This window comes from Syntrophales bacterium, assembly GCA_023229765.1.
In the GTDB taxonomy this organism is placed as follows: domain Bacteria; phylum Desulfobacterota; class Syntrophia; order Syntrophales; family UBA5619; genus DYTH01.
In genome coordinates, this window is record JALNYO010000016.1 from 13,763 (window position 1) to 30,285 (window position 16,523).

A 16,523-nucleotide genomic window follows, 5' to 3' on the forward strand; every position below is an offset into this window, starting at 1 on the left:
GCTGCGACGCAGCGCTGCTGTCGGGGGAAATAAGTAATTTGCACCGAGAGGGTCTTTGAGAACCCCTAAGCATCCGAGACGGATCATCCCTACCGAGATTGTCTCCGGATGTCATCGGATAGTCTGTACCATTTCTGGACTCCATTTTCGAGCCGGTAGTAATGCAGCAGATACGCAACCGCCAGGACAATCAGCAGCCCGGAAAGAACGAAACACAAAACGGAAGGGTATAGCATGGCATACCCGAGAGAAAGCAAGGCAAACAGGCAAACGAACAGTGTCACCAGCAGATGAACCAGTCTTTCGTGCTGCATCCACTCGATCCGTTTGTCGTGACGGGCAAGCAGTTCCCGTAACGCTTCCGGGGGGAGATTCTTTGCCAGTGCGTCTTGCACAAAGAGCTCATGACGCTTCATGGAGTCAATCATACCATTCGCCTTTGTCAATGCTATGATTCATCTTCTTTCATTCTCATCTTCCGGAACTGATAATGATCCTGATTTAGGATGTTAACGCAACGCGCGATTTTTTACCAGTCAATCATTGTCATGTGTCAAGATATCTCTTGACAAGCAAAAACAGCATCCCTATACTGCCGAAACAAAAAAGGAAGTCTTATCAAAATCAAATCAAACAGACTCTGGAGCGACGTGAAAAAAGCCGGGATAAAAGTCGATTTGTTCAAATTATCCCCTGATCAGGCAAATAGATGCTCTGGTTTGGTTAAAAAGGAGCGGGATATCCTGAACGGACTGGAGGGCCTCATAGGTTCAGGTAATAGCGAGGCCCTCGCCAATGCAGCCGGGTCGCTGAAATCGAACTTTGCCCAAACCTATTTCGTGTTCGGCGACTTCTCCGGTCTGCAGTAGGTTTTCATCCCTTTATTTAGTGAGCCCACCTCTCTGAACAGGTCATAATCGAACCCTTTGATACTGAGGATTGCAATAATCTATTCCGATCATGAAAAATGAAATTATTATCAAGAAAATCCATTCATCCGCTAAATCCAGCATCAGGGGGGAGATATTTCAAACCAGCGCTCTTATAGCTTTGATTGTTGTGGTCTTTTTTGGTTTTTTACTCTCAACAGTTCTTTATTATTCTGAAATATCCAAGGCGCGTGCCGTCATTGAGCGAACGAATCGCGCCTTGAACCTTTTTGTTGAAGGGCAATTTACAGAAATAATCAACACCATTGAGGTACTGGAAGAGAATAAGGAAATTCGGGAGGCAATGACACTAACTAAAGAGGCTCAGCAGCGCATATTGGATGGGTACCGGTCTATTGCCAAGGTCAACAAGAATATTACATATATATATTCAGGTTACGAGAACGGTCTGATGCTGATAAACGATTATACCCCGCCCCCAGGATATGATCCGGCCACCCGCCCTTGGTATCGGGCGGCGATGGCAACCAGACCTGAGACGTCAATCGGTCTTCCCTATCAGGAAATTAAAACAAAAGAGTGGCTGATTTCGACCAGCAGAGCCCTGAAACAGTCCGCAGGCGGGTATGGCGGTGTGGTGGCTGTTGATTGTTCAATTGATCAGATTGCCGACCTTATTGCTCAGCACGGCGAATACAAAACGGAATTAAGTTTTGTGATGGACAGGTCCGGGAAAATTATCATGCATCCCGATCAATCCTTACTTAACAAATCGCCCCGGGAACTGACGGAATCATTACAACATTACAGCAACGGAAATTTTACATACCGCAACGACAATGATGTGGAATGCATCGCCCATTTCAGCCGCATCGTTTCCACCGGCTGGACGGTCGTGACAATGGTCGAAAAGAGGGACGTGCTCCACCCGGTAATTTCGAAAGTGTTGTTTATTATCGGCCTTACCGGTTTTATCGCCCTGTTTTTGGGATTTCTGCAGAGTATTGCGCTGAGCAGACGTTTGTCCCGCCCGCTGGTTGAACTGGCCAGCAAAATCAAGGATGTTATTGCCGGAAAAGCTTTGTCTGTTGACGAATATGTCTATCCGAACAACGAAATCGGGATTATGGCCCGGGAAGTCGGCAAGCTGGCGGAAGAAGAACTTAACGCTAAAATCCTTGAACTTCAAGCAAAGGAAGAAAAATACCGCAGTGTCATGGATTTGATGTTTGACCCCTATACAGAGGTGGACCTGTCAGGAAATTTTATCTTCGTCAATGAATCCATGTGTCGCAACCTCGGATATGCGCGGGAAGAACTGATCGGGAAGAGTTTTAGCCTTATCGTGCCCGCGGATGAGCAAAAGGCCATGTTCACTGCCTATAACACCGTGTTCCAAAGCGGAGAACCCAATAAAGGTTATTCCCACCGGATCCTGAAGAAGGATGGCAGCATAATATTTGCTGAGGTTTCCATCGATTTGCGCAGGAATGGTCGGGGCGAGGTTATTGGTTTCAGGACTATCAGCCGCGATATAACCGAGCGCAAGCGCATGGAGGCGGAAATCCTTGCCTCCGCAGTCACCGATCAGCTCACAGGCCTGCATAACAGAAGGGGATTTTTATCCCTTGCGGGGCAACAGTTAAAATTGGCGGAAAGGAATAAGTGTGGCCTGCTGCTCTTTTTTGCCGATCTGGACGGATTGAAATTGATCAATGATAAGCTGGGCCACGAGCAAGGGGATAACGCCCTCATTGAAGCGGCAACCGTATTTAAAGAGACATTCAGAACCTCCGACATTCTTGCTCGTCTGGGAGGAGATGAGTATGCCGTCCTTGCCGTTGATTTAACCGAGGAAAATTCACAGATATTTACCGCCCGGTTGCAGTCTCTGATTGATGCACGAAACAATCTCGAAAACAGGAGATACCGACTTTCAATCAGTTTGGGTTACTCTTTCTATAATCCCGAAAGTCCCTGTATTCTTGAAGAACTCATGGCCTCCGCGGACAAATTGATGTATGAGCGGAAGCAAAATAAGAAGAGCGTCGATTCCCACACCGACAAAGGGCCTGTCCGGGTGAGCCGCGGCAGTACGGACCAGATAATCCCCCAGACCGAATCCCAGGTCAACGGCGATGGGAGCCGATCTCCTGAAGACCGGCTCCCACAGGATGGGCCTTGGAAGGGTCCGCCAGCCGGCCAGCGGGGCCAGTGAGAAGCGATGATCGCATTCGCGTTTATACAGCATGGCACGCGTGTTCTACTGTCTCGTCTCACCACATAAGACCGCCGTTGTAAAAGAGGGAAGCTGGGGTAAGGCGGTCCGGAAAAATTGGCGGCAGCCTCATGGCTCAGTTGTGCTCGCGGGTTTTATTGAATGTTATTCCGGGCCAGTCCTCTTTGACAAAACCGAGGCGCCATTCGCTCGTAGTCAGATAGGTGAGGTGGCCGTCGGCGTCGAGGGTGAGGTTGTTCTGGTTCTTCTTTTCAAAATCCGCCAGCATTTTTTTGTCGTCGCAGGTCACCCAGCGGGCCGTTGTGTAGTCGATCGTTTCGTAGGAGGCGTCAACCCCGTATTCCGTCTTGAGGCGGGCCATCGTCACGTCGAACTGGAGGACGCCGACCGCCCCGAGGATATAGTCATTGCCCGCGAGCGGCTTGAACACCTGCACGGCCCCCTCCTCGGAAAGTTGGGTCAGCCCCTTCTGGAGCTGCTTGATCTTCAACGAGTTTTTGACGAGCACCCGCCGAAAATGTTCCGGGGCAAAGTTGGGGATGCCGGTAAACTGCATAACCTCGCCTTCGGTAAAGGTATCGCCGGTCTGAATCGTGCCGTGGTTATGGATGCCGATGATGTCCCCCGGCCAGGCCTCTTCGACGTTGGTGCGATCCTGCGCCATGAAGATCGTCGCGTTGGCAAGGACGATTTCGCGGCCGATCCGGTGGTGCATCACCTTCATCCCGCGGGTGAATTTCCCCGAACAGATCCGGAAAAAGGCGATCCGGTCGCGGTGGGCAAGATCCATGTTCGCCTGAATCTTGAAGACAAATCCGGAAAATGTCTCCTCAAAGGGTGAGACCGCTCTGGTGGTCGTCATCCGGGGGCCGGGTGCGGGCGCCATTTCGACAAAGGCGTCAAGCAGCTCCCGCACGCCGAAGTTGTTGATCGCGCTGCCGAAAAATACCGGGGTCTGGCCCCCCTTGAGGTATTCCTCCATCGAAAACGGGCTGGAAGCCCCGGCGATCAGCTCGATATCCTCCCGGAGCCGCCCGGCGCTGCTGCCCAGCAGATCGTCCAGCCGGGGATCGTCCAGATCGGTAATCGTGATTCCCGCTTCCTTGCGGCTGTCCTTCCCCGGGGTGAACAGGTGGAGGGAGCGGCGGTAGATGTTGTAAACCCCCTTGAAGTCCTTGCCCATCCCGATCGGCCAGGAAAGCGGGACGCACTCGATCTGGAGCTTGTCCTCAATGTCGGAGAGGATATCCATCGGCGCCAGGCCGTCGCGATCAAGCTTGTTTATGAATGTCATGATCGGCGTGTTGCGCATCCGGCAAACCTCCATCAGCTTTTCCGTCTGCGGCTCAACCCCCTTGCCGCTGTCGATTACCATCAGCGCGCTATCCACGGCGGTAAGCACGCGGTAGGTGTCCTCGGAGAAATCCTGATGGCCAGGGGTGTCGAGGAGGTTGATCTCAAAATTCCGGTAGTGAAACTTCATCACGGAGGTTGTAACTGAGATTCCCCGCTCCTTTTCGATCGTCATCCAGTCGCTCGTCGCGTGGCGTCCGGCCTTTCTGGCCTTCACCGCCCCGGCCAACTGAATCGCCCCGCCGAAGAGGAGCAGTTTTTCGGTCAGCGTTGTTTTCCCGGCGTCGGGATGGCTGATGATCCCGAAGGTGCGGCGCTGCTCGATCTCCTGCCTTCGCCGGCGCTCGTCATTGAATGTCGCAGGCGTCTCCGCGGCTGTGTCTTCAATTCCCATATGGTGTACCTGTCCCCAAGTTGCATGAATAAAAAATCCCCAATCGCCTCCCGGCACAGGGGACTAAAACATCGTAAATCCGCGGTTCTTCTATATGATGAGGGGAATATTGTCAAGTCTTTTCGCTTGCTGCGGCGCTGCCTTCCCTGATCATGATTCTTCACGGTTGCACAAAAGACGGCAATGGTTTATTTAACCAAAAATAGGGCAGTGAGATGACCTGTGGCGCATTTATCGATGGCAACGATGTTGTAACTATTGATGATATAAATATAAATTGTTTCAGGCTGAAAGCATCCGCATGACAGAGCAAAACCACACCAACGTAAAGACGATTTTCGCCCTATCCATGCTGCATTTTACCGCTGATTTCCTTGAGCAAGAGGCGCTGTTTACAGGAGAGATAATTGTTTTTACAATGGAGGCAATTGCAAAACCATTTGTCATTCCCGAATGTCTCTATCGGGAATATGGTTTTTCAAGCAGTTAGAACCAGATTCCCGCCCAGAAGCGTCGCGGGAATGACAGAATTGCGAGTTTTGCAATTAGCTCAATGGTGTTTGCTATGTCAAAAGCATGGCTTGTAAACATTTATTGAGGATGAAGGCATGATTAAAGTTCTTAATCTTTTTGACGAAATTCCCTCGGAGCGAACAAAAGAGGCATTTCAGGACATTCTGCGGGCTGAAAACTTGCGGATCGAGCGGATTGTCTCCCATGGCGAAGCATCGCCGGAGGGTTTCTGGTACAATCAGCAGGAAAATGAATGGGTTCTGCTGCTTGCGGGAACGGCGGAACTTTCTTTTGCAGATGGCCGGAAGATCGCGCTCGCTCCGGGTGATTGCCTCCTCATCCCCAGGCATGTGCGCCACCGCGTGGAAAGGACCGACCCGGGGCAGGATACGATCTGGCTGGCTATCCATTTTGGCGGGGAACAGGCGGGGACTTAGTTTACTTGAGGGTGTACAATTTAAGACTGGAAAGTGATAAATGGCACAACTTCAATCCCAAATACTTGTTATCTTTGACTACTCAGGCACTCTGAGCATCGAAGCGCCCGATTTCGGACGTCCGGAAAATCTTGCCAGCGCTCTCGAAGCAAGCGGTCTTGCTGCTGTCGGCGTTACGGATGCAAACATTTTCTGGGAGAAAATCATTTTTCCGACCTGGGCGGAGGGGAGCCGAACAACAATAGGCTATGCGCGGGTTATAGCAGACAGGATCGCGTCGCTCCATCTTTCCTCCCGGGCGCCCAGCACCAAAAACGAAGTTTCATGTTCGTCAGTTGACGAGGCGGCGCAGCGTTTCGTAACCATGTATCTCGACCATTCCCGGATGGATCTTCTCTGGCGGCCGCTGCTCGAAAAACTGCACGCCGATCGAAATACTGTCGTCGTGATTGCAACCGACCATTACGCCGAGGCGACCGGCGCAATTATCCGCTATTTGAATGACTGGGGGATCGCGTCAACAAAGGCCGAAAACAATGCCGCATCACAACCAGCATCAAAACAGGTGGTTACAGCCGCCGCAAGGGGGCGGGAGGCGTTGCCGGAAGATTCAGTTTTTTCTTCGTCCCCGGGTAAATCTGAAAAGCAGGCGCGGTTCAGTTCCGTTATCGTTGCCAATTCCGCAGATCTGGGCTTCTGGAAGGCGGAGCGCCGTTTTTGGGAGCTGCTGGAGGCGCAGTTGTCGGGTTGGTTCCGGTCGGTTCTTATTGTTGACGACTTCGGTTTTAACGAGGCCGATGCCAACGGCTACGGAAAGCTGGCACTGGTCCGAGACCGCCGGCTGAAGACAAAGGCCGTGCTGCGGGATGTTTTTCAGACCAGCGCATCAACCATCTCGTTCTTCCTGAAAAATGACGAAGGGAACCGCAAAGATGACCGGACCAGGAAGATTCGGGCAACCATAAGGCGAATTAAGGCGGCGGTGCTGCCTTCATAACCGTTGCAGATGCTTGCAGTATATGTTAGAAGCCATCGCAGTAATTGAGACATGATACTAAAATGATAAGCGATTTCGCAGATGCTCCGGATAGGCAATAGCTGAATAACAGGCGATGTTTTGTAAAAGGGTGAACTATGGATAAAACGGAAGAAAAAGATTCATTTTTGTCTAAGAAAGACATCTTGCCGCGGGAGCGGCTGATTTTTGCGATGGATGTCTCCTCGGTCGAGGAGGCCAAGGCGCTGGTCGCCGAACTGGGCGATTCCGTCATGTTTTATAAGTTGGGGCTCCAGATGTTCATGGCGGGCGGCTATTTTGAACTATCCGACTGGCTCCGGGAGCGGGGGAAAAAGGTCTTCGTGGATTTGAAGTTTTTTGACGTCCCGCAGACGGTCAAATCCGCGGTGAGCCAGCTTACGGAGCGCGACGTGCAATTTGTAACGGTCCACGGCAACGACAAAATTATGGAAGCGGCGGCCGCCGCTAAAAAAAACCTGAAGATTCTGGCGGTGACAGCGCTGACCAGTCTCGATGCAGGCGATCTGAAGGACCTGGGGTTTGCGTGCAATGTGGAGGAACTGGTGCTTTCCCGGGCCAGACGCGCCCTGGCTGTCGGCTGCGACGGCGTGATCTCCTCCGGTCTGGAAGCGGCGCGACTCCGACGGGAACTCGGCGAAAAACTGCTGGTAGTAGCGCCGGGAATCAGACCGGTCGCGAATGTTGATGACCAGAAAAGGACGGTTGGGGTAAAAGAGGCATTTCTCAATGGCGCCGATTACATTGTGGTCGGTCGGCCGATCCGGGAGGCGCCGGAGCGCCGCGCCGCCGCCGAAAATATCCAGCAGATGATTGCAGATATTTTTAAATAAATCTTTTTCGCGACGTCTTGCCGTTATGTGAGTTTTGCTGGTTTTTACGAAAGTTTATGGAGAATAAACTATGTCGGGTATTCAAAAGGGCATCATCCTTGCGGGGGGTTCGGGGAGCAGGCTCTACCCGCTGACCATGGTGGCGAGCAAACAATTGCAGCCGGTGTACGACAAGCCGATGATCTACTATCCACTGGCGACGCTGATGATCGCCGGCATCAGGGATATCCTGATTGTTTCGACGCCGCAGGACACCCCACGCTTCGAGGCCCTGTTCGGCGATGGCTCGCGCTGGGGACTCAGGATTGCCTACAAGGTGCAGCCCAAACCGCAGGGGATTGCCCAGGCCTTTATCGTCGGCGAGGAGTTCATCGCGGGCGGGCCCGTTTGTCTGATTCTGGGCGACAACATCTTCTACGGGAAGATGGGGCTCGATGCGATCATCGGGGGATTTACTGCGGGCGCCACTGTCTTTGGATATTATGTCAACGATCCGGAGCGCTACGGGGTTGTCGAGTTCGACGGAACGGGAAAGGCCGTGAGCATCGAAGAAAAGCCGGTTGCTCCCAAGTCCTCCTACGCGGTGCCAGGGCTTTACCTTTACGACGAACAGATAACCGGAATCGCCAAAGCGCTAAAGCCTTCGGCGCGCGGGGAGCTGGAGATAACTGACGTCAACATGGAGTACCTGAGACGCGGAAAGCTGCAAGTTGTTCCCCTCGGAAGGGGTATCGCCTGGCTCGATACGGGCACGCATGCCAGCCTGCTGGAGGCGAGCCATTTCATCGGTACGCTGGAGGCCAGGCAGGGGCTGAAGATCGCCTGCCTCGAAGAGATCGCCTTTCGCAAGGGGTTTGTTGACAGGGCAGAGATGCGTAAAGTTATTGACGATACCCCGCGTTCAAGTTATCGAGACTATCTGGAAAGGATATTTGGGGAGAAAGAGTAAAGGAACGTTATTCAGACCAGCATCCCGGAGCTTTTGGCCTCATGATATCCCCGGCAAAGCGGCAAATGGCCAAGTCCGATTGCGGCATCCTAAGCGAACGGCGGTAGAACACTGCGATGAAAAAAAAGATTATTTTGGGTCTTTCCATCTTTGCCCTGATGTTTTTATTCGGTGGGTTCTACATCTTCAAGACCACGGAAGCGATCATCTACGATCTGCATCGCATTACCCGGATGTACCAAACGATGGTTCTTAGAAATAACTTCCTTTTGAGCATCAAGAAAAACCAGGAAAAGATCATTCTCCGGGGCAAATGCTTAGTGCCGGAGAATTTGCCGGGTGCTGCCGGCATGGTGGAAATTGTCGAGAGGTGCGTCCTCTGTCATGCCTCTACTCACACCTCCACTCTCGGGAAGATGATTGCTTTGAAAAAGGAAATTATAGCCTACGATGCCGCGACGCTTAATGTTTTTGCCGCCGATCCCCTCTCGCCGCTCGCGGGACAGCGGGCGGATGCGGCGCTGAGTCTGGGGGATAACCTGATCAGGACAACTGAGAACATCATCAAGGTCACCAGCATCAAGCTGGGCAAACAGGAACAGGAGGTTCTTCGGAAGATAAACCAGCGAAAGATCACCCTGTTCGTGCTGCTCACTATAGGCCCATTTTTTGCCGTGGGGTTGGCCTTTTTCCTGATCCGCGGACTGACCAGACCTGTCAACAGCCTGCTTGACGCCACTCGCAGGCTCAAGGGCGGAGATTTGGATTACAGAATTGAAGGACTGAAGGACGAATTTGGGGAAGTGGCCGAATCGTTTAACGAAATGGCGTCATCCCTGAAAAAGCAGATGCTTGTCATGCAGCGGACGGAGCAATTGCGGGTCTGCGGGGAGATGTCGGCGGGGCTTGCCCATGAAATCCGGAACCCTCTTGCCGGAATGAAGGTGACGATCGAGGTGTTGTTGTCGGAACTGACGATGGAGCCGCAGGACCGCGAGGCGCTCGAAAAGGTGGTCGAGCAGATACGACATATCGAGCTGCTTATGAAGAATCTTCTCAATTATGCCCGGCCGGTGGTAGCCCAGCCGACCAACGTCGATGTGAATAAACTCCTGGAACAGCAGGTGTATTTCATTATGAAGCACCCGTCGTTCGTCTCCGGCAATCCGCGCAAGCAGATAATCAGGGAATTTGATGAGCGCCTGCCGGAAATCATGGGCGATCCTCAGCAACTGCAGCAGGTTTTTCTCAATCTTTTACTGAACGCTGCCGACGCCGTCCCGGAGGGAGGGACCATAAGGATAACAACAGGGCAAGACACGCAGAAAAAGACCGTTTCCATCGAGATCAGCAATACGGGAAAAGGCATTCCTGCCGAATTGATGGCGAGGATCTTCCTGCCCTTCTTCACAACCAAGGGGAAGGGCTCCGGGACTGGTCTGGGATTGGCCGTTTCCAAACGGATTGTCGAAGAACATGGCGGCGTAATTGAGGTTCATAATAATGTTCCTGATGGGGTTACGTTCACAGTTGCATTGCCCGCCGGAAAGCAAGTAGAGAAATCAGTATGAAGAACCCCGGACGTATTTATCTCATCGATGATGACGAACTGATTCTGGCAATGCTTGCCCGAACCCTGAAACGTGAAGGCTACGAGGTGCGCACCAATGCCGGTGATGCAAAACTCGTCGAAAGCATTGTCGAGTGGTCACCGGATGTTGTTCTGCTTGATGTCAACCTGCCGGGGCAAAACGGCATGGAGACGCTTCAGGTTCTGAAGAGTGAAGCTGTTGCGATTGAAGTCATTATGCTTACTGCTGACGATTCGGCGGAGACCGCGGTGAAGGCCATGAAGATCGGCGCCTGGGATTATCTTACCAAACCGTTCAACGTCGATGAGGTCAAGATCGTCATCCGGAATGCAATGGAAAACATAAAGCTCAAAAAAGAGGTCGAATATCTCAGGAAAATCAGTTCATCATTGTTCGAGAACGATTTTTGGGGTTTCTCCAAGGCAAAAAAAGAGTTGAAGGCGAAGGTGGAAAGGATAGCCGAGGCGCATGTATCCAGCATCCTGATAACCGGGGAAAGCGGCGTCGGCAAGGAGGTCATTGCGCGCAATATCCACGGGATGATGCACGGGCAGGCCATCAGTTCCGCCAGCCCCTTTATTCCCGTCAACTGCAGCGCCCTGCCGGATACCCTTCTGGAGAGTGAGCTTTTCGGCTACGAGAAGGGCGCCTTTACCGACGCAAAAAAAAGCAAGAAGGGGCTTTTCGAAGAGGCCGACGGGGGCACGCTGCTGCTGGATGAACTGGGCGAGATGAAGTTGAGCCTTCAGAGCAAGCTCCTGCGCGCCCTGGAGGAGAGAGTGGTAAGAAGGATCGGCGGGCGGGAAGAGAGACCCTTCGACGTGACCGTCATCGCCACGACCAACAGGGATTTGTCCGGAGCGGTGGAAAAGGGCGAGTTCCGGATGGACCTCTTCTACCGTCTCAACGCCTTTGCCTTGAACGTGCCTCCCTTGCGGGATCTGGACAGACGGGAGGATATCCTTGTTTTAGCTAACAATTTTCTTGCCTCCTTCGCGAAGGAGTACAAAAAGGGCGTTGAGGGGTTCTCTGCTGAAGCCGAGAAATTGATGCTGGCCTACAGGTGGCCGGGAAATGTGCGGGAACTTAAAAACGTAGTCAGGGGAATGGTGGTGTTCAATAACACGAGGCTCATCATGCCGGAGCATCTGCCCATGGAAATCAGGGGTTGGGCAATCCCCGTGGCAAGCGTACGGGAAGAGAAATTCCTTTTGCCGGCGGCGGGGATATCCCTTGATGATGTGGAAAAAGACCTGATTGTGCAAGCGCTCGAAATGACAGCGCACAACAAGGCAAAGGCCGCCAGGCTTTTGAATATCAGTTACGATTCGTTTAGATATCAACTCAAGAAATTCGGATTGGACTGGGGAAGTGAAAGAGAAGCACACTCCCGGGATATCCCCCGCGAGTCATAAGAAGTTCCATAATCTCCGTTAATCATAAGAGGTAATTGCAAAACTCCCCATTCTTGTCATTCCCGCAACGATTCTGAGCGGGAATCTGGTTCTAACTGCTTTAAAAACCATATTATGAACATTAAGCTTCGCTTTCCCGATAGAGACATTATGAACATTAAGCTTCGCTTTCGGGAATGACAAATGGTTTTGCAATTGCCTCATAAGCTTTGAAAAGGCCCCGGAGGGAAGGGAGGAGGAGACTCCCCTGCCGGGGCCGGCGGGGGGAGTGCCCCACTTTCAGCCACGGTTCAACTATTTGCCCCTGGGTTTTATCCGATGACTTCTATCTCATCTTCGGGCTTTATCGCCCCTTCCCGGATAACTATGGCGAAGATGCCCTCGCGCGGCATCACGCAGTCCCCGACAAGCCTCCGGATCTCGCACGCCATGTGGCATTCCTTGCCGATTTGCGTCACCTCAAGCTCCGCTTCGTTTCCCACCCGGAGTCTCGTCCCGATGGGGAGATTCATGACCGCAATACCCACGGTTGTGATATTTTCGGCGAAATCGCCGGGTTGGAGCTGCATCTCCGTCAGCTTTGCCTGGAGCTTATCGATGCTTTCCTGGGCAAGCAGGCTTACCTGCCGATGCCATTTGCCGGCATGCGCGTCCCCTATGATACCGTGATCGATAAGCAGTTCACAGGAGGGGACGGGATGTTTTCGGACGCCTTTTTCCGAACTGATATTTACCGCCAAGACCTTTGCCATAATCTTTTCTCTTAAGTATATAAAATTATTAAGAACTACTGTTCTTCGATGATTATTTTTACAAGCATTCTTATCTGCATGAGGTCGAAGGGTTTGGGAACGAACATGTAGGCATTCTTCTCAATGTTTTCCCTCATGTCGGCGCTGATGATCCCCGCGCTCATCATGACCACCTTCGTCGCTGGGGAGACAGCCCTGATTTTTTTCAACACTTCCGTGCCATCAGTGTCCGGCAGGAAAATGTCGAGGAAACAGAGATGGCAGGGCGAAGAGTTAATTTCCGCAAGGGCGGCCTCACCCGTTTCCGCCGTGGCTACCTCGGCGCCCGCCTCCATCGCATCTTTCTTGATGACCTTTGCCAATCCCTGGAGGATCAATGCATCGTCATCGACGATAAGAATCCGTTTCCTACTCATAGCTATTCCTGATTCACCGTTTAAAAATAACATTTTTACACGAGCCGTCAACCATAAAATGCAATTAACATACCATCGTTGAAGAAAACGTAAATTCCAGTCATACTGAAGCCCTGGGGGCGCAGAACAAAAATATGGCTTGGCAAGGGGAAGAGATAATGGTTATTTCGCCAAGGCCATCTGGTTATTTAGCCATTTTTTTGAAGGCCACTGTTCTATGAACAACGGTAATTATCCGAATATTGGTAAAATTCTCTATATTCGAATGTGGCACATTGATTGCTTGGTTTTAGGCGTTGCCCCCGCTTCTTTGCAACAGGGAGAACGGGTTTTTAATAGCAGGAGGTGCTCCCCAATTACAAACCGAAAAATCCCAAGTACGAGATCGTGTCATCCGTTTCCAATTCGCCGCTTTGCCATGTTTCTGTCTCCAAATGGTGCAAGGTCTCAAAATTCAAATCATTTTCACCTCAGCGGGCGGAGCGATGCGGATGGGTTACGGCCTCTGCCGCCAAATATGCTGTTGAATTGCTGAACCAGAAAGTCGATGCTGGAGCATTTAAAGCCGCGCATCCCGTTCCGGCACAGGTGAAGGCATGCCGAAGCTGCCATGACAAAGGCGGTGTTCTTGAAAACACGCGCACGACGATGGAATGCGGCGGCTGCCATTTTACCGGGAAAGTGAAGCATCCATAAAACCAAAGAAAACAAAGGCGATGTTCGGTTAATCAGGAACATAAGCCGCTTACAAGCCCGGCGACCAATAAAATCATCCGCCGGTTTCATCAAGATATGAGGAAAGCAGTCCGGGGTAACTTTTTCACCGGACTGCTTTTGTATTTTTATTTTCCATGGAAACGCGGCGGCAAACTCTGCAAACTTCTCAATCGGCTGATTAGCTGTTTCGAGAGGGCAAGGGTTTGTTACGCTTTGTCCTTCGAGGAGGGCCGTCCCCCTTGGAAGGAATAACTTATCGGTTCAGTCCGACGGCAATGCCGTCCGCCTCGGAGCCCTGTTCGAGGATTATCAAACGCACGCGGCCTGTCGCGATCAGCCGTTCGCGGTCATCTGTTACCTGCCCCTCCCAAACTTGTGAGCGTTTTCCCGCAAAGACGGGCCTGGCAGTGCAGCGGATGGTTCCCGAGCGCACCGCTCGCAGGAAAGAGGTGGAATTCTCCAGTCCGACAGCGCTTTTCCCCTCGGAATAAACACTCAGCGCCGCTCCCAGGCTGCATAAGGTCTCGATTGTGGCGGAGTACACGCCGCCATGGACTATCCCGTAAGGCTGAAGGTGCCTCTCATCAACATCTAATTCGGCAACGTACTCTTCCGGGGTGGCCTTGACGAAACGAAGGCCCATTAACTTGTCAAAGCCGCCGGCAATTTCGTTGATCATCGCCAGGATATTTTCAGGTAATTCATTCATTATTTATCGCTCCTCGATCAGCTTTTTTTAAATTTCCCGTAAGATGAAACAGGGGGAGCTCTCTACTATGGGAAATATCCCTTGACAAGCAAAAAAAGCGCCCCTATACCTCCGGCGAAAGCAATACTTCATCGGAGGAAGGAAATGAACGTTGTTCAGACCGGCATTCCGGAGCTGTTAATTATCGAACCGCACGTTTTCGGAGATGAACGGGGATTTTTCTACGAGAGCTTCAACCAGCGCGTCTGGGAGGAAAAGACGGGGCTCAAGACGACTTTTGTCCAGGACAACCATTCCCGCTCGAAGCATAACGTCCTGCGGGGGCTGCACTATCAGGAAAAACAACCCCAGGGCAAACTGATCCGGGTTATTGCCGGCGAGGTTTATGACGTCGCTGTTGACATCCGGAAAAATTCGCCGGCCTTCGGGAAGTGGGAGGCGGTTATTCTCTCCGCTGAAAACAAACGGCTGCTCTGGATTCCGGAGGGCTTTGCCCACGGATTTTTAGTTTTATCCGATGTTGCCGAATTTCTTTATAAAACAACTGATTACTGGGCGCCCCAGTACGAGCGCACCATCATCTGGAACGACCCCACCCTTGCTATCGCCTGGCCCCTTCAGGGGGAACCGAATTTGTCCTTAAAAGACGAGGCGGGCAGAAAGTGGGACGATATATGGAAACTTCAGGATAACCTGTAAGGTTGATAAGATGGCAACGATGCCTGATTTTTGGAATGAACACAAAATTCGTCTGCACGGCTATATAGCCAAACGGGTGCGCAACCGCGAGGTCGCTGAGGACATCCTGCAGGATGTATTTCTTAAGGTTCATTTAAAGATTCATAAAGTTAAGGCGCCGGGCAGCCTGACTGCCTGGCTGTACCGCATTGCGGCTAATGCCGTTGCCGACTACTACCGTGGGCAAAACCCCGCAGAGGAATTGCCGGCTTCATTGGCCGCCCTTGAACCGGAACCGGACTATATCTCCGAACTGGCCGCCTGCCTCGAACCGCTGATCGCTGATTTGCCAGAGACCTATCGGCTCCCCCTTGTGCTGTCGGAGATTGATGGGCTGACGCAAAAGGAAGTGGCGGTTCAATTGGGACTTTCCCTTTCAGGCGCAAAATCGCGGGTGCAGCGGGGCCGCGAAAAACTGCGCCAGCGGCTGCTCGAGTGCTGCGCAATCGAAGTCGGACGGAACGGTATCATCGGTTATGAAGTCCGCAACAAACAGCGCGGCTGTGATTGCGGTTAAGGTGTTTTTTTGCGTCCTTTTTGCCCCTGCTCCGTCTATAAGGGTAAGACGCAGCGAGCGTCGCAACCTTTAAAGAAAGGAGAAAATGAATGAACAATATAAAACACGATGAAATCCGCCAGGCTGTGCGCAAAAATTATGGCCGGATCGCGGAAAGCGGGGGATGCGGCTGTGGCCCGTCCTCATGTTGCGGGTCAACGATAGATGCGCCCACCACGCTGTCACAGGCGCTGGGGTACTCTGCAGACGAGACTGCCGCTGTTCCCGAAGGCTCCAATATGGGTTTGGGATGCGGTAATCCCCAGGCCATTGCCAATATAAAGGTTGGTGAAACCGTGATAGACCTTGGCAGCGGCGGCGGGTTCGACTGTTTTCTCGCGGCGCGCCAGGTCGGCGATGCTGGTCGCGTAATCGGCATTGACATGACGCCGGCAATGATTTCCAAGGCGCGCGCGAACGCGGAGGCGGGCGGCTATCAGAACGTCGAATTCCGGCTCGGCGAAATTGAAAACCTGCCCGCAGCCGATGAGGCGGCGGATGTAATTATTTCCAACTGCGTGATCAACTTGTCGCCGGACAAACAGCGCGTATTCGCCGAAGCCTTCCGAGTTTTGAAAGCCGGCGGCAGGCTGGCTATCTCGGATGTAGTCGCTCGTGCCGAATTGCCCGAGGATGTCAAACAGGATATGGCCCTCTTCTCCGGCTGCGTGGCGGGCGCGTCCGTGGTTGCCGATGTTGAGGAAATGTTGAGAAAGGCTGGGTTCCGACAGATTCGCATTGCGCCCAAAGACGAAAGTAAAACCTTTATTCGCGATTGGGCGCCCGGAGCGGCAGTTGCCGATTATGTGGTTTCTGCAAATATCGAAGCCGTTAAACCCGCCACCTGATCGGGCAGGGTGGGGCGTTTAGCCTGTAAGTTCAAGCCCATGACGGTCATGCTTTCCGGTGCAGCGGAGAAAAAACCGGCGCAGACTGCATCTATTCTGCCGCCTCTCCGGGAGCATGGCCGTTATTCGACGGGAG

The 16,523-nt window shown here is 52.3% G+C and carries 18 protein-coding genes; 13 read left to right on the forward strand and 5 right to left on the reverse strand.

Annotated features, from left to right (window positions below; translation table 11 throughout):
* Positions 1-89: 89 nt before the first annotated feature.
* Positions 90-428, reverse strand: coding sequence for a hypothetical protein (locus M0P74_09995; protein MCK9363910.1), 339 nt, complete (start codon positions 426-428; stop codon positions 90-92).
* Positions 429-650: 222 nt separating this feature from the next.
* On the opposite strand from M0P74_09995, the gene M0P74_10000 reads away from it, so the two are divergent.
* Together M0P74_10000 and M0P74_10005 are read left to right on the forward strand one after the other, a co-directional pair.
* The gene (locus tag M0P74_10000; GenBank protein MCK9363911.1) at positions 651-869 is read left to right on the forward strand and encodes a hypothetical protein; all 219 of its coding nucleotides are present in this window, start codon (positions 651-653) and stop codon (positions 867-869) included.
* 280 nt (positions 870-1,149) lie between these two features.
* A complete protein-coding gene (locus tag M0P74_10005; protein MCK9363912.1) occupies positions 1,150-3,108 on the forward strand; it encodes a diguanylate cyclase in 1,959 nt (652 codons plus the stop codon).
* 136 nt (positions 3,109-3,244) lie between these two features.
* On the opposite strand, the gene M0P74_10010 is transcribed toward M0P74_10005, so the two are convergent.
* Complete coding sequence (locus M0P74_10010) at positions 3,245-4,876, reverse strand: peptide chain release factor 3 (GenBank protein ID MCK9363913.1); 1,632 nt, start codon at positions 4,874-4,876, stop codon at positions 3,245-3,247.
* 301 nt (positions 4,877-5,177) lie between these two features.
* Here M0P74_10010 and M0P74_10015 point away from each other — a divergent pair, with 301 nt between their 5' ends.
* The 7 genes from M0P74_10015 to M0P74_10045 all read left to right on the forward strand — a co-directional run bounded on the left by M0P74_10015 (position 5,178) and on the right by M0P74_10045 (position 11,651).
* Positions 5,178-5,366 (forward strand): hypothetical protein, encoded by a 189-nt coding sequence (locus M0P74_10015; GenBank protein MCK9363914.1) that lies wholly within the window; start codon positions 5,178-5,180, stop codon positions 5,364-5,366.
* A 118-nt stretch (positions 5,367-5,484) separates the two neighbouring features.
* Complete coding sequence (locus M0P74_10020) at positions 5,485-5,826, forward strand: cupin domain-containing protein (protein ID MCK9363915.1); 342 nt, start codon at positions 5,485-5,487, stop codon at positions 5,824-5,826.
* Between the two features lie 40 nt (positions 5,827-5,866).
* Entirely contained in the window at positions 5,867-6,823 is a 957-nt protein-coding gene (locus M0P74_10025; GenBank protein ID MCK9363916.1) for a hypothetical protein, read from the forward strand.
* 137 nt (positions 6,824-6,960) lie between these two features.
* Complete coding sequence (pyrF, locus tag M0P74_10030; GenBank protein MCK9363917.1) at positions 6,961-7,695, forward strand: orotidine-5'-phosphate decarboxylase; 735 nt, start codon at positions 6,961-6,963, stop codon at positions 7,693-7,695.
* 70 nt (positions 7,696-7,765) lie between these two features.
* On the forward strand, positions 7,766-8,644 hold the full coding sequence (rfbA, locus tag M0P74_10035; protein MCK9363918.1) for a glucose-1-phosphate thymidylyltransferase RfbA: 879 nt from the start codon (positions 7,766-7,768) through the stop codon (positions 8,642-8,644).
* Between the two features lie 116 nt (positions 8,645-8,760).
* Positions 8,761-10,215 carry an ATP-binding protein gene (locus M0P74_10040; protein ID MCK9363919.1) on the forward strand — a complete coding sequence of 485 codons (1,455 nt, stop codon included), beginning with the start codon at positions 8,761-8,763 and terminating at the stop codon, positions 10,213-10,215.
* A complete protein-coding gene (locus tag M0P74_10045) occupies positions 10,212-11,651 on the forward strand; it encodes a sigma-54 dependent transcriptional regulator (protein MCK9363920.1) in 1,440 nt (479 codons plus the stop codon). The genes M0P74_10040 and M0P74_10045 overlap by 4 nt, the downstream gene beginning before the upstream one ends.
* Positions 11,652-11,962: 311 nt before the next feature.
* Here M0P74_10045 and M0P74_10050 read toward each other — a convergent pair whose 3' ends face one another.
* Together M0P74_10050 and M0P74_10055 are read right to left on the reverse strand one after the other, a co-directional pair.
* On the reverse strand, positions 11,963-12,403 hold the full coding sequence (locus tag M0P74_10050; protein ID MCK9363921.1) for an MOSC domain-containing protein: 441 nt from the start codon (positions 12,401-12,403) through the stop codon (positions 11,963-11,965).
* Positions 12,404-12,438: 35 nt separating this feature from the next.
* Positions 12,439-12,819 (reverse strand): response regulator, encoded by a 381-nt coding sequence (locus M0P74_10055; GenBank protein MCK9363922.1) that lies wholly within the window; start codon positions 12,817-12,819, stop codon positions 12,439-12,441.
* A gap of 345 nt (positions 12,820-13,164) precedes the next feature.
* Between M0P74_10055 and M0P74_10060 the strand changes: the two genes are divergently transcribed.
* Complete coding sequence (locus M0P74_10060) at positions 13,165-13,515, forward strand: hypothetical protein (protein ID MCK9363923.1); 351 nt, start codon at positions 13,165-13,167, stop codon at positions 13,513-13,515.
* Between the two features lie 274 nt (positions 13,516-13,789).
* On the opposite strand, the gene M0P74_10065 is transcribed toward M0P74_10060, so the two are convergent.
* Positions 13,790-14,245: a PaaI family thioesterase gene (locus tag M0P74_10065; protein MCK9363924.1), complete on the reverse strand. Its 456-nt coding sequence runs from the start codon at positions 14,243-14,245 to the stop codon at positions 13,790-13,792.
* Between the two features lie 144 nt (positions 14,246-14,389).
* Between M0P74_10065 and rfbC the strand changes: the two genes are divergently transcribed.
* The 3 genes from rfbC (at position 14,390) to M0P74_10080 (ending at position 16,387) form a co-directional block, all read left to right on the forward strand.
* Positions 14,390-14,944 carry a dTDP-4-dehydrorhamnose 3,5-epimerase gene (rfbC, locus tag M0P74_10070; GenBank protein ID MCK9363925.1) on the forward strand — a complete coding sequence of 185 codons (555 nt, stop codon included), beginning with the start codon at positions 14,390-14,392 and terminating at the stop codon, positions 14,942-14,944.
* Between the two features lie 10 nt (positions 14,945-14,954).
* Positions 14,955-15,500, forward strand: a complete 546-nt coding sequence (gene sigZ, locus M0P74_10075) for an RNA polymerase sigma factor SigZ (GenBank protein MCK9363926.1) — start codon at positions 14,955-14,957, stop codon at positions 15,498-15,500.
* A gap of 89 nt (positions 15,501-15,589) precedes the next feature.
* On the forward strand, positions 15,590-16,387 hold the full coding sequence (locus M0P74_10080; GenBank protein MCK9363927.1) for an arsenite methyltransferase: 798 nt from the start codon (positions 15,590-15,592) through the stop codon (positions 16,385-16,387).
* Positions 16,388-16,523 lie beyond the last annotated feature (136 nt).

Bases quoted from the DNA above. Each gene is read 5' to 3' on its own strand.
- M0P74_09995 (MCK9363910.1), bottom strand. From the start codon at position 428: ATGATTGACTCCATGAAGCGTCATGAGCTCTTTGTGCAAGACGCACTG.
- M0P74_10010 (MCK9363913.1), bottom strand. From the start codon at position 4,876: ATGGGAATTGAAGACACAGCCGCGGAGACGCCTGCGACATTCAATGAC.
- M0P74_10015 (MCK9363914.1), top strand. From the start codon at position 5,178: ATGACAGAGCAAAACCACACCAACGTAAAGACGATTTTCGCCCTATCC.
- M0P74_10020 (MCK9363915.1), top strand. From the start codon at position 5,485: ATGATTAAAGTTCTTAATCTTTTTGACGAAATTCCCTCGGAGCGAACA.
- M0P74_10025 (MCK9363916.1), top strand. From the start codon at position 5,867: ATGGCACAACTTCAATCCCAAATACTTGTTATCTTTGACTACTCAGGC.
- pyrF (MCK9363917.1), top strand. From the start codon at position 6,961: ATGGATAAAACGGAAGAAAAAGATTCATTTTTGTCTAAGAAAGACATC.
- rfbA (MCK9363918.1), top strand. From the start codon at position 7,766: ATGTCGGGTATTCAAAAGGGCATCATCCTTGCGGGGGGTTCGGGGAGC.
- M0P74_10040 (MCK9363919.1), top strand. From the start codon at position 8,761: ATGAAAAAAAAGATTATTTTGGGTCTTTCCATCTTTGCCCTGATGTTT.
- M0P74_10045 (MCK9363920.1), top strand. From the start codon at position 10,212: ATGAAGAACCCCGGACGTATTTATCTCATCGATGATGACGAACTGATT.
- M0P74_10050 (MCK9363921.1), bottom strand. From the start codon at position 12,403: ATGGCAAAGGTCTTGGCGGTAAATATCAGTTCGGAAAAAGGCGTCCGA.
- M0P74_10055 (MCK9363922.1), bottom strand. From the start codon at position 12,819: ATGAGTAGGAAACGGATTCTTATCGTCGATGACGATGCATTGATCCTC.
- M0P74_10065 (MCK9363924.1), bottom strand. From the start codon at position 14,245: ATGAATGAATTACCTGAAAATATCCTGGCGATGATCAACGAAATTGCC.
- rfbC (MCK9363925.1), top strand. From the start codon at position 14,390: ATGAACGTTGTTCAGACCGGCATTCCGGAGCTGTTAATTATCGAACCG.
- sigZ (MCK9363926.1), top strand. From the start codon at position 14,955: ATGGCAACGATGCCTGATTTTTGGAATGAACACAAAATTCGTCTGCAC.
- M0P74_10080 (MCK9363927.1), top strand. From the start codon at position 15,590: ATGAACAATATAAAACACGATGAAATCCGCCAGGCTGTGCGCAAAAAT.